Source organism: Chryseobacterium sp. (assembly GCF_019236175.1).
In the GTDB taxonomy this organism is placed as follows: Bacteria; Bacteroidota; Bacteroidia; order Flavobacteriales; family Weeksellaceae; genus Chryseobacterium.
In genome coordinates this window covers 181,441-194,435 of record NZ_JAFAJM010000013.1, presented here as the reverse complement: position 1 = coordinate 194,435, position 12,995 = coordinate 181,441, and the positions used below count along the sequence as shown (strand labels likewise).

Annotated in this window: 11 protein-coding genes and 1 tRNA gene; 3 read left to right on the top strand and 9 right to left on the bottom strand. The window is 33.9% G+C overall.

Going from position 1 to position 12,995, the window contains the following annotated elements:
• Positions 1-92: 92 nt before the first annotated feature.
• Together JO178_RS10935 and JO178_RS10930 are read right to left on the bottom strand one after the other, a co-directional pair.
• The gene (locus tag JO178_RS10935; RefSeq protein WP_291935299.1) at positions 93-419 is read right to left on the bottom strand and encodes a LytTR family DNA-binding domain-containing protein; all 327 of its coding nucleotides are present in this window, start codon (positions 417-419) and stop codon (positions 93-95) included.
• A complete protein-coding gene (locus JO178_RS10930) occupies positions 419-991 on the bottom strand; it encodes a C40 family peptidase (RefSeq protein ID WP_291935297.1) in 573 nt (190 codons plus the stop codon). Before JO178_RS10930 ends, JO178_RS10935 begins: the two co-directional genes overlap by 1 nt.
• Positions 992-1,150: 159 nt before the next feature.
• Here JO178_RS10930 and JO178_RS10925 point away from each other — a divergent pair, with 159 nt between their 5' ends.
• Positions 1,151-1,786 carry a hypothetical protein gene (locus tag JO178_RS10925; RefSeq protein WP_291935295.1) on the top strand — a complete coding sequence of 212 codons (636 nt, stop codon included), beginning with the start codon at positions 1,151-1,153 and terminating at the stop codon, positions 1,784-1,786.
• A 42-nt stretch (positions 1,787-1,828) separates the two neighbouring features.
• Here the strand turns inward: JO178_RS10925 and JO178_RS10920 are convergent, their stop codons facing one another.
• Positions 1,829-2,197 (bottom strand): hypothetical protein, encoded by a 369-nt coding sequence (locus JO178_RS10920; RefSeq protein WP_291935293.1) that lies wholly within the window; start codon positions 2,195-2,197, stop codon positions 1,829-1,831.
• Between the two features lie 390 nt (positions 2,198-2,587).
• Here JO178_RS10920 and JO178_RS10915 point away from each other — a divergent pair, with 390 nt between their 5' ends.
• Positions 2,588-3,271: a hypothetical protein gene (locus tag JO178_RS10915; protein ID WP_291935290.1), complete on the top strand. Its 684-nt coding sequence runs from the start codon at positions 2,588-2,590 to the stop codon at positions 3,269-3,271.
• 450 nt (positions 3,272-3,721) lie between these two features.
• On the opposite strand, the gene JO178_RS10910 is transcribed toward JO178_RS10915, so the two are convergent.
• On the bottom strand, positions 3,722-4,753 hold the full coding sequence (locus tag JO178_RS10910) for an alpha/beta hydrolase (RefSeq protein WP_291935288.1): 1,032 nt from the start codon (positions 4,751-4,753) through the stop codon (positions 3,722-3,724).
• 936 nt (positions 4,754-5,689) lie between these two features.
• Between JO178_RS10910 and JO178_RS10905 the strand changes: the two genes are divergently transcribed.
• Positions 5,690-5,863 carry a hypothetical protein gene (locus JO178_RS10905; RefSeq protein ID WP_291935286.1) on the top strand — a complete coding sequence of 58 codons (174 nt, stop codon included), beginning with the start codon at positions 5,690-5,692 and terminating at the stop codon, positions 5,861-5,863.
• A 1,420-nt stretch (positions 5,864-7,283) separates the two neighbouring features.
• On the opposite strand, the gene JO178_RS10900 is transcribed toward JO178_RS10905, so the two are convergent.
• The 5 genes from JO178_RS10900 to JO178_RS10880 form a co-directional block, all read right to left on the bottom strand.
• Entirely contained in the window at positions 7,284-7,853 is a 570-nt protein-coding gene (locus tag JO178_RS10900; protein WP_291935284.1) for a DUF6705 family protein, read from the bottom strand.
• Positions 7,854-7,966: 113 nt separating this feature from the next.
• Positions 7,967-8,536 carry a DUF6705 family protein gene (locus JO178_RS10895; protein ID WP_291935282.1) on the bottom strand — a complete coding sequence of 190 codons (570 nt, stop codon included), beginning with the start codon at positions 8,534-8,536 and terminating at the stop codon, positions 7,967-7,969.
• A gap of 14 nt (positions 8,537-8,550) precedes the next feature.
• On the bottom strand, positions 8,551-9,930 hold the full coding sequence (locus JO178_RS10890; protein ID WP_291935280.1) for a hypothetical protein: 1,380 nt from the start codon (positions 9,928-9,930) through the stop codon (positions 8,551-8,553).
• A 535-nt stretch (positions 9,931-10,465) separates the two neighbouring features.
• Positions 10,466-10,539, bottom strand: a tRNA-Ala gene (locus tag JO178_RS10885).
• A 250-nt stretch (positions 10,540-10,789) separates the two neighbouring features.
• Positions 10,790-12,994 (bottom strand): peptidase domain-containing ABC transporter, encoded by a 2,205-nt coding sequence (locus tag JO178_RS10880; protein ID WP_291935278.1) that lies wholly within the window; start codon positions 12,992-12,994, stop codon positions 10,790-10,792.
• Between the last annotated feature and the right edge of the window lies 1 nt (position 12,995).

Sequence of the window (12,995 nt, the reverse complement as noted above, 5' to 3'; positions counted from 1 at the left end):
GCAAAACTAGGATAGAAGAAAAGGAATACAATTTTTTTTATACGGAAAGCATGATATCTTATGTAAATGGATTTTTTTTATTTTAAATGAAATTAAAGCATCATGGAACCGATAGCTTTATGAAGGCATTCTTTATAAGTTCTGGCAACGGTAATTTTCAATGAGCCACAGATCAGCTGGTTATCTTCAAAGTATTCTACATTGATTAAATTGACGATGTACGAATTGTGTACCCGCATAAATTCTTCGGGTAGATCTTCAATGAGATCTTTTAATGTTTTGTAATATAGGTATCTTTTGCCCTCCGTTGTATGAATTTCAACATAGTTTCCCAGTCCCTTAATGACTGTAATATCTTTAAAGAACAGTTTAATTAACTTCTTATCAGTTTTAATAAAAGCAAAAGTTCTCGCCTGCATTACAATACTCTCTGCGCTCTAAGATAAGCTTTGTTCCAGTATTTTTCGTTCAGGGAAGAGATGATTACACCTTTTGAAGTAGACGCATGAATGAATTTCACTTCTCCGTCCGGTCCTATATCATGAACGATTCCTACGTGAGAGACTCTGCTTCCGCCTGCTGTTGCAAAGAACAACAAATCTCCGGGTTTCACATCCGTAATATCAATATTTTTTCCGGTATCTGCCTGATCTGAAGATCTTCTGGGAAGATTATAAGCGTTTTCTTCAAAAACCTTCACGGTAAATCCGGAACAATCGAAACCTGAAGAAGTGTTTCCTCCGAATTTATAAGGGGTTCCCAGATATTTTTCCGCATCTTTTAAAATATCATTGATGGATCTCGGGACTTTGCCATCAAATTTAGAATCAAGTTTTCTAAGGTTTTCAGATTTCGCAATGGTTTTAGAGCCTGATTTTTTACCGGCAGAAACATTTTTTGATGATCCGCAGGATACAACAAAAGCAGAAGCAATCAGCACAAGAGAGAACTGCTTTATACTCATTTTTTTTCCAAATAATTCCGTGATCATATTCCTCTGATTTTTACTTCATTAACTAATTACGTACAAATATACATTATATAATTTAATTATACTATAACTATACTACAACTATATAATAAATATATGTTAAAATTTTGTTTTCCGTTATTTATTACTATATTTGGGTTCAATTTTGGGAAAAGCAATATGGCAACATATGAAAGTATCATTAAGATCAAAGGAGCCGTAGGCGACCTGGTTTTTTATAATCTGAACGGCAAAAATGTGGTTCGGAAAAAAAGCGGTTTTAATAAAAACGCTTTTAAAAAAAATGCGTCATATGAGAAAGTAAGACAGAACAGCTCAGAATTCGGGCATTGTTCTAAAGTGGGCAAAATGATACGCAGCTGTCTGAATTCCTATAGCAAAGAAGCAGGTGATCCCCTCCTCTATCAGAAGTTTGCAAGGCTGATGACTGAAATTAAAGATATGGATATTGTTTCCGAAAGAGGCCGGCGAACTGTAAAAGAAGGTTTAAAGACAGAAAAAGGAAAACTTTTTCTTAAGGAGTTCAGTTTTGGAGAAATACCCAATATAGGAACCTACATCAGTATTCAGGATAAGACTATCACGGTAAGCGAAAATGGTAAAGCAGACACCCTTATCGTTCTGACGATACATCCGGATTTTGAAAACTATACAGCAGAATATGCTGAAGAAGTTATTTTTCCAGATCAACAGAAAAAAGCTGATTGTAAAAAAGATTGTTTACAGGATGATTCTCTGTTGTATTTCGTAGTGATAAAAAATGAGAATGAAATTACCCATATGGGATTTGTATAAATAAAAAATCTGCAGAATATCTGCAGATTTTTTTGTTTTATTTTATTGTTTTGTTCCTTTCCAGTTTCCAGCTCTTGACGGGGTCGGGAGCGCGTTGGTCCAGCTGCCGTTTCCTTTTTTGTCAACAGTCAGTGTTCCTCTGAAATCACCTTTTGACGGAAGTCCTACGACTGCATTTAAATCACCTTTTTCAGTTAAAGTACCGGAAATATTATAATTTTCGTTGTTTACATCAGAATGCATTGTTCCTACTACTTTACCGGTATTGTCTACTACAATGTTCCAGACTCCTTTGTCATTGCCATCATAAGAACCCGACCAGGTACCTACATAATCATAAATCGTATCATCATCAGAGCTACAACCGATCAATAAAAACGCTGCTAAAAAAAGTAAAAAAAGTTTCTTCATAGTTTCAGTAGTTTATAACCTAAAATCCTGTTATTCTTTATCCGCACTTATTTCGAAAAAGTCCTGTTACAAAGAATAGTATTTAATATGTATTATTTTTTTGTTCCGTGCAAATCTACTAATTTTTTATTCAAATTATCTGAATTTTAATCAGCAGGCAATATGTTTATTAAAAAACAACATATTCCGGCTAAAATACGAATATTTTTCAAACAAATTTAAGAACCGGAAATTTTGAGGTAATCTTTCAGTTTAAAATTTATTTTATCATAAAATTAGAGTTATTTAATTTTAAAATTACTTAACAATTTATTTTTAATGAATTGTTTTTCTTGTACATAAGATATTTCCTATATTAGTGAAAAAATTTAAAACACTCAATTTAGTAACATGAAAACAAAAACATTTTTTTGGGCAGCGTTGGCATTGTATGGAAGCGTAAGCGCTCAGGTGGGAATCAACACCAATGCTCCTACTCAGACTCTGGATGTCAATGGACAGACCAGAGTAAGAGGACTGGCAAATCCTGATAAAAAAATTGTTGCAGCAGATGTTGACGGAACTTTATTACTTATGGCCCCTGAAGAAATTTTTTCCCCAAAAGCAATACTCAACACTTCAACATCCCCTACTGAGCAAAGGGCAACTATTTATGAAGGGCATTGCTATCTTCCTACAGACAATGCGTCATCATGTACGGTTTCTGTGAATCATTACAGCTCATGTGCAGGCTTTACCAATGCCGTAGATACCCAGATCGTTGTAGGCCAAGGTATTAACACCAACAATGGGCAGTTTTTGGGAACATGGACGGCCCGTTATGTCGATAATAAAGGATTTGCAGGAGCCGCTCCGGTTGCCAATCAGCTTCCGCCGGACTATCCGAGGATTTCTTATCCTAATGCCAATATGGCTAATTATCTTGGAAGCGGATCTTTCTCCGGACAATGTAATACGGATCTGGTGACTACCATCAATCAGACTACGGGAGATATAAAGGTGGAATCTGTAAAACGAAGCATGTTTGCCCATCTGGTTTACCTCCTCTCTGTAGCACGATCTAAGAGTTTGTAACACCCCATTAAAACGATACTTGATTTCAAAACAGCTGCAATATCTTGCAGCTGTTTTTTTATAAACCTCAATCATGTTACAATTGAAGAACTTTATTTTAGAGAAATCATACTCTGATATCATGCCCTTTCTGAGGAATATAATTTTACGGTCTATGCAGATGTTAGCAGCATCTACTCTATTTGGAACATCAAAGCATTAACATTCATACTTAAAGGAAATAAGCTAACTTTGAAATAAAACCCATATGACTAGACTAAAGCATATTGCAGGAGTTACAGGCACTTATTTAAGAGAAATTCCTTCTCGTTAGTTTTTCCTGTGAATTACATGGGTGGTAAAAACCGATGACGGGCGTGAATATTTTGTGCCTAAAAATGAATGCTCCGTTATACAACAATAAAGCCCCAATTAAGGAGCTTTAAATCCAGGCACTTTATAAGAGAATGTCTAATTTTTCTTTCCAATATTTTCAGCAAATAAAAGAATCTCTTTATTTACTGCATCAGCATTTGCTTTGTTCGTAATGATACTGCTATGGCTTGCGTTCATAACAATCTGTTTTCCATTAGAAGAGAGTTCTTTTAGTTCTTTTTGCATATCAAACCATAATTTAACTTCTTTTTCAGGATCAATCCCCTCTTTTCTATATCTATTTTTCTGGGATTCCTTATACTGCTCTGTAGCTGTAAATACTAAGAGAGGCAACGCATCTAAATCTTTTGATTTACCTGCCCTAGCCAATACATCATTAGTTAATTTATTCTCTCTTAAAAACATACGGAAAACATCTCCGGAATTAAAGGTTAATGATTGTGAACGGCGGTACACTTCCTGAGGTAAACCATCACCTTGATAAGTTGGCTTACTAATTATTTTATTATAAACACCCCAAATGCCCAAATCCGAAAGTATAGATCCTATTTTAAATAACTTCGCTTGTTCATTAGGAACCAATTCTTTTTGAGCTAATCGCTTCCATTGTTCAGGATGGCTTGAGTCTATGAAAACAATTCCTTCAACTTCGTTTGGATAAAGATCTCTGAAAATTCTACTGTAAGGGCCTCCCATAGAATGGCCAACCAGAATATAAGGTGGTTTTTCACCCATTTTTTCTAATAGTGCATGAAGCTGTTGTGCATAAAATTCAGGAGATATATTATCATTATTACTTGATTCACTAAACCATTTCCCATCCCTATCATAGCGTATAACTCTCGTATTATGTTTCAAGCCTTCTGCTACCCAATGTAACATATCTGTATTACTGTGTGCACCAGCTTCCATAATAATGGTAGGTAAAGCTTTCTTTTCACCTTCTGCTCTTACATGAATATTGGTTCCGTTAACATTCACTAATTTACCTGGTGGAACTGGTTTCGGGCTGAATAATTTATAGCATATTCCTGAGAACAGTACTAATATTAGAATTCCCACTATAAGTTTACCAATAAACTTAAGGGTTTTTAAAATTAATTTCATAGTTATTTTTAAATTTTATACTGACAATAGCAGAAATGCCTAAGCAGAATCTTTTAGTGAAAACAAGTCGTCCATTATCTTTTTTAGAATGGCCATTTCTAGTTAACAGCTAAATTTAAGCTTTGTACCTACATCAGATGGAATCTTTGTATGGGCATAATTATTAGTTTTCCGGCAAATATAACATTAATCTGCTGCAGGAATTAATAAAAGAGAGTGGAGGTAATGATATTGTAGAATTGAATACGGATTATAAAAGTAATTTGGAGGAAATTTAACTGCCAATATTGAGAATATTGAACTTAAAGATTTAAGATGGAAGCATGATCACACCACAGAACCCTACAATAAAAAATCCCTCAATTGAGGGAGATATACTTAATCATCACAGTGGGTAGTAACACAATAATTACCAGTCGGGTGATAACAGCATTGATATTCTGCAGTTGGGCAATGTGATCCTCCACATGCAGGTCCAGTAGGGTCTACTCCTTCAACGGGATCAAATGGGCCACCTCCATTAACTTGCTTTAATTTCGCTCTTGAAATCTTTTTTAAATTTTTCATGGTTTTAAATTAGTTTGTTAACGGGTCTAATATAAGAATAGTCCAGCAATAAATAATTTAACATAAAAAAATTACGGTAACCCACAATTCCAACCCAAAGAACAAAAGTAAGTTAGGCACATGAAAATCTCTTCACAGAATGACTTGATTCTTGAAATCATAAAAGTTCTGAAGTATACTTCTTCCGGGATGGGACTGCGGAAAATGTATGATATTAAAAGGCCCCGAAACGTCGAGTATTGAATTCACTCCAAAAGAAAGCCCCGAAATTACCTCCCGGGATTTCTTTTATCCAAGCCTCCACATAATTAGTAAAGTTAAATCAGTTGCTTGATTTGCTTTTCTCATTAAAAATCACTATATTACAATATGAAAAAAAGTGATATTCAGAATAGCATGACTCATGCTGGTAAAGTAAATGAACGTACAAAAGCTTTAGAAATCCTTGAAAAAGCCAAGAAAGTACAAGGAAAAATCACCTTCCTCAGACAAGGAGTAGGAAGAAACTTTAAACCGAAAAACGAGGAAACATTAAAGGAATAAATTTAATTTTTCTGTATTTTCTTTCCAAAATAAAACCCCTGCATTACAGGGGTATTTTTTGATTTCAATAATATTGGAGACAATATTTAAATATTATATCTATTATTACTCATTTTGTAGATTCACGATAAAAAATTTTTGTTTTAAGGATGATCCTCTACAAAATAAAAGTCTAAACAATCATGAGCTTTTTTTCTAACATCAGTTATTTTCCAATATCGGCCGGATCCATCAATGAGAATAGGAAAATTCCTATCATGATTATACAACAGAACTTAACGTGTTAAAAAGCTATAAACAAAAAACCTCCCGATAAATTGAGAGGTAAAGTGTAAAAATGAATTATAAGTTAATTGACTTGGTGTTAAAAAAACTATACATAAATACTATCAACGCACACGCCAATTTACTCACTTGAGTATGAAATAATTCTTTTGTGGTATATTCTGCAAAATAAAACCTCTCGAAAGAGACTCTAAAATAAGTAGAAACTTAAATAATCAGGAGACACATAAAAAAACCTCCAGAGCAACCAGGAGGTGAAAGTAAAAAATGATTTATTAGTAAAATGATATGATGTTAAACAAGTTTTCTTCTTCAAAACTTGCATTAACATTAACAATGCGTATGCCATTTACGTCACTGTTTAATGAAATCGTTCTTTTTGTGGTATGAAAAACCTCCCAGGACATAGGAGGTTGAATACATATAATCCGAAATTCTAATTAAATCGAACATTTAAAGATACATTAATAAATATTCACCACGAAGTGATGTGGTATATTTTATAAAACAAATACCACATAGTTTAATCAGTATTCATTATGGCATATTGCTTGTTAATCCATTAAAAAAATATATCAAAACTAGCAATGGAGCCCACTCACAAAGAATTAAACAATAATGAAGTTACAGTAATACTTGCGCTTTTAACTAATGATTTGCAAGAAATGATGAATCACTGCGTATTATATAATTGGAAATATGAGATAATTAATTCTTATCATTTACAACTCCACATTCCTAAAGATTCAATCCACTTGTTATTCTATTTAGGTCATAAAATTTTATCCGGGATTAATATGCCTACAAATCATAATACGATCCCTAATTATATTAATCGGGATTTCACTGACTCGTTGTAGTTATAAGCATATATAGGGATCCAGTTCATTATTAATATCTTTTACATAAGCATTTGCCGATATGTCATTGAGTGCAGTATTGAGTGGCAAGGTCTGAGCCTTATATGATATCATAAATAATAGACTCAATAATATTGTAATTTTTAAATTTCTAATTTTAATTTTTATATTAATGGGTTGTTTAGGTTCATTACTGTTGTTTAAACTGATAGTTTTCATAATGTCATCAGCGACTGTATCAACAAAGTCCCAGAATAAAATCCGGGATTTTGTTTTTATTGTTTTGTGAAAATTAAATCTTTTGTTTCGGGTAGATAAATTTTAATATCTGTTCCGGGAGGACAGGTTTTTTCATCAATAACTATATTATCGGGACGGTATTCCCATGAAATTTGGGTATTACTTATCTTTTTTAGAAGGACATCACCCCACCCTACATGGCAATTGGTACCACTATAATATAAAATAACAGTATTCTTAGCTGGCCTTGTCGCTATACTATAGAGCTCTATTCTCGACGCAGGATTATTTTGGGTATCCTGAAGAATTTTACCTGAAGAATCTTTTACAATGTACTTTATTACTAGAGCATCCATAAAATAATTTTTCCGTGAACTTTTTTCAAGTTTATGGTCCTCTTTTACTATGAATAATGTAATTTCATTCCCCTGATAGGTTGCTTTGTAAGTGCCTATATACGGATTCAATTCATTATTAATATCTTTTACATAAGCATTTGCCGGTATGTCATTGAGTTCAGTATTGAGCGGCAAGGTCTGAGCCCTACACGATAGAATAAATAATAAACTCAATAATATTGTAATTTTTAAATTTTTAAATTTCATTTTTATATTAATGGGTCGTTTAGGTTCATTACTGTTGTTTAAACTGATAGTCTTCATAATGTCATCAGATACTGTATCAACAAAGTCCCAGAATAAAATCCCGGATTTTATTTTTACTGTTTTGTGAAAATTAAATCTTTTGTTTCAGGCAGGTAAATTTTAATATCTGTTCCGGGAGGGCATTTACTGTCGTCAAGTACTGTGTCATTGGGGCGATAATCCCAAGATACTTGTGTATCATTTATTTTTTGTAATATAATTTTCCCCCAACCTACACCACAATTTGTACCAGTGTAGTAAAAAATAACCGTATTCTTGGCGGGTCTTGTTCCTATGCTATAAAGCTTAATATTTGGGATAGAATTATTCTGAGTATCCTGAAGAATCTTACCTGAAAAATCTTTTACAATATACTTTACTACTAGAGCATCCATAAAGTAATTTTTGTCAGAACTTTTTTCCAATTTATAATCTTCTTTTATTATAAATAGTGTAATTTCATTCCCCTGATAGGTTGCTTTATATGTACCTATATACGGATTCAATTCATTATTAATATCTTTTATATAAGCATTTGCCGGTATATCATTGAGTGCAGTATTGAGTGGCAAGATCTGAGCCTTATATGATATCATAAATAATAGACTCAATAATATTGTAATTTTAAAATTTCTAATTTTCATTTCTATATTTTTTATTAACAAGTTGTTGGAATTGGGTCGTTGTTAGCGTTTAAATTAATAGTTTTCACTGTGTCATCAGCTTCAATCCGTTGAAGATTAACTTTTCCTTCTAATCCCATCTTTTTCAAAGTCTCAAAAAAAAGTTTTTCAACACCTTTATTGGTTATGTTTCCGTTACCATCCATATAAGTCATTCCATTTTTTGTTTCATCTGTTAAGTCATTTTCTAATTTTGAAAAGTCTGTTGTATAATTGTCCAAATCATCCTGCGAAAAAGTTTTTACAGCATCCTGGTAAGTTCCGCCGAAAGTAGCTAGATAATGCATACCATTAGGAGCAACCATTCCCATAAATGCATTATTTACGTTTGCCGAATTGGAAGATGGCTGGGCTCTTGCAAAACCTAGTAACTGATCAATATCCGGAGGGGACAGCATTGGGATTCCCCGGGAAGTATGATTATGATAAGCTCCTTCATACCCCGACTTATCCCCAAAAGATACACTGTGTTCACCACCATGGATCACTTGAGAAGGGGTTCCGTCAGCTTTAAATTTATAGCCATCTTCACTATTCTGTTTAGATTGGGTTTTCAATGCATCAATTGCCGGTTTAGATTTGGCATTGTTTACAATACTTTTTGTTTGTTCACAAGGATTTTGAGCAGGCTGAAATGTATTATAAGTACCCCCGTCATCATGTCTTGTAGAATCACCATTCATGGTATCAAAATGGCCATTTTCATAAGGATGTTCATCCATATATCGGGTCCAGTCGTCTACACCGCCATCACCTCCGCTATGCCCCCACGGATTCATTTTTATAATGGTTACATCGGGAATTTCCTGATGATACGGATCTCCATACCTTGCAGCCGTATTTGCATTGGCAGTTTTATTTTTTCCATTGTAATACTGTTGGAAAGTATTGATAAATGCCTGACTGTCTTCAGAACCTCCGTGAAGGTATACGAAATCTACCCAGGTTCTCTCAGGGTTTACTCTTCCTACCCAGGAACCGATCACTTGGGTTGAGTTATTCTCAGTGACCGGAAAAACGACAATTTTAGCCTTTTCTCCAAAGGTCTGAGAGGAGACATCCAATCGAATTGTACCGATTTGCTCATGAAGTTTTTCTTCATATTCAGGATGCTTCTTCAGAAAGCTGGAGATAATGTGGGCAAAAGGCTCTGCATAGCTAATGTAGGATTTTTTTTCAGCTGTTCCCGGAGCGGGTTGATTGGAGTTGTTTGCCTTTTCAAATCTTTCAAAAGCTGCGATCTTTTCCTTGGATGTACTTTGTTGTTCACTCACAGGATCATCAACTCTACAGCTGTTAAATAGTAAGAGCAATATTCCCAATAACAGGGGAATCCGCCATAATTTTTTTACCATATTGTGTGTTATTTAAGCACCAAAAGTAAAACAAAACGGACCCCTGTGTGTTTATAAAACGATAACTGAAATTTAAATTTTCATTAATACCCACTGATGTGAAATAACTTATACAAACAGGTAGAAAAAGTTTTACAGGATATGGTATTTTATTCTATAGGATTAATTTTCAGTGCGTTTTGAAAAACATTAGCTTTGATATTATGAATTTTTTTCATAAAAGTTTAGTTATATAACCTGCTGTAGAAATACAGCAGGTTTTTTATTTATAGATGTAACACAGATGATAAAATAACATAGAAGCTCATCTAATAAGATAAGCTTCAAAAATGTTTTCAATTAAATGGATCAGATAAAAAAACTCAGATCATAGACCTGAGTTTTCATTTATTGTTTTGTTAAGATAATTTCTTTTGGTAAAGGCTCAGGTGTTGATCCACTGGTTTTCCACGATAAAAAAAATCCTGCAAAAATTAAATTTTGCAGGATTAATCAGCTTTTAGCGTAATGTAAAGACTTTGTTAATTACACGCTGTGGAGAATACGGGATTCGAACCCGTGACCTTTTGACTGCCAGTCAAACGCGCTAGCCAACTGCGCCAATCCCCCTTTTGAAGGGTACAAAAGTAAGTATTTAATCTATATGTGCAAATATTTATACGAATAATTTTAAAAAAAATATTTTTCATGGAAAAAATATAGGTTGTAAGAGGTTTAAAAGGGGTTGCAACAACCATCATTCCTAAGCCTGTCTGACGATATTACTTCAAGAAGCTCCATAATTACTGTACTAGGTTCTGGGCTGGTCAATAAATCAGTGATTTTTGATACAATAAAATATCGAAAAACCTAATTTCATTTAATTCCCTAATTCAAGTTGATTCTTCACCAGATTAAAATATTCCTTTTTTAACGATACCAAATCCTGATGGGTCCCCTGCTCCACCACCTGACCGTGTTTAAGGACAATAATCTGATCTGCATTCTTAACGGTAGAAAGCCGATGGGCTATAATTACAACAGTTCTTCCTTTAAAAAAAGTCTGCAAATGATCGTGAATAATTTTTTCGTTCTCCGTATCCAGTGCTGATGTTGCTTCATCAAAAAACAGAAATTGGGGTTTCTTATACACCGCCCTTGCAATCAATATTCTTTGTTTTTGTCCACCGGATATTTCATTTCCGGCTGCTCCGATTTTTGTTTTGTATCCCAGTGGCAGTTCATCGATAAAAGAAGTAATATTCGCTAAGCGTGAAGCCCGGTGCAGCTCTTCTTCATTGATTTCGGGAGCACTGGTCGCTATATTTCTTTCAATTGTTTCGGATAATATATAACCGTCCTGCATTACAACCCCGCATTTTTCCCGAAGGCTTCTGGCAGATATATCTTTAATACTTAAATCATGATATTGAATATCACCGTCAGTAACCGGATAGAATTTTAATAAAAGTTTCATCAATGTAGTTTTTCCACTTCCGGAAGCTCCTACAATCGCGGTTACTTTACCTTCAGGGATATCAAATGAAACATTTTTAAGCACAAAATTGGATTTGGGCCCCTGATATTGAAATGATACATTTTTTATTTCTACCGCATTGACATTTTGATGATCTCCGGATTTGGAAATATGAATCTCCTTATCACCATCTTTCTCTTCTTCAGGCTGTGTTTCAACTTCATAAATTCGTTCCATACTTAATTTGGCATCCTGAAGAGATCTTAAGAATGTAATAAGCTGATTTAAGGGAGCATTCATCTGTCCTATAATATAGGATACACTCAGCATAGCTCCCAATGTTATGCGGCCATCAACTACTAATTTGGCTGCGATGAATGTGACTATTATATTTTTGAGCTGATTGGTAAACTCAAATCCTGATGACTGGATCTGATCAATTTTTAATAACCTTATATTAGTTGCCAGTAATCTTTTTTGTATATCCTCCCATTTATTTAATTTATAATCTTCCATCTGATAGAGTTTCATCTCCGTGACGCCATTTACAATTTCATAGATTCCCTGTTGGTGTTCACTGGACTGCTGAAATCGGAAATAATCAAGTTTTTTTCGTTTTCTCAGCCAGAATACCGACCATAATACCGCGATAACAGTCATAATAGTGTAGACCAATAAAATAACAATATTGTAATACCAGAGAACAATGAAAAAGGCAGAAAACGTTAAGATCGAAAAGGAAGTAACCAGACTTTGTGAGGTGAGAAACCTTTCAATCCTTCCGTTATCCAAAATTCTTTGATTGAAATCTCCAATATTTTTGGTTTCAAAAAACGACAAGGGTAATCTAAAGAGTTTTTTCAGAAAATCAGACACGATATTGACACTAAGTTTAGTCCCTACAATCAGCATTAACCAATTTCTTATAATTTCAAAACTAATGGAACCTACAAATAAAACCAGTTGTGCCAGTAACAGGATTCCGATCAGGTTCATATCTTTAGCATTGACCCCTTTATCGATTAGTTTTTGTGTTAAAAAAGGGAATACAAAACTAATACAACTCCCTAAAAAAAGCATTAGGAGCATCAGTCCTATCTGCTTTTTAAAAGGTTTGGTGTAGGCTATTATATGTCTCAGATAGTTATTTTCTGAATGGTTATTCTCTAATACATTAAATTTTTCTGTAGGATGAAGAAAAAGAACAACGCCTTTCTTATTGTCAGAATGCCATGATAAATTAAATTTCTCTATTGGCAGATCAACAAAACCGTGAGCAGGATCAGCTATTCTGTAGATCTTTTTTTTGTTTAGCCTGTTGATTTTAATCTCATACAATACCACAAAATGATTTTGATTCCAGTGAACTATACAGGGAAGATTTTCCTTATTCAGTTCCAGCTCTTCATTAGACAGATGAGCAGGAAAGGTTTCAAATCCCAGTTTTTCGGCAGCATCTGATATTCCCAGTAAATTAACTCCTTCACGGGTAACATAGGATATTTCTCTAATATAATTGAGACTGATGTTTTTGCCAAAATATTTAGTGACCATGCTTAAACAGGCAGGACCACAATCCATTTGGTCTCGTTGATGAACAAATATCATA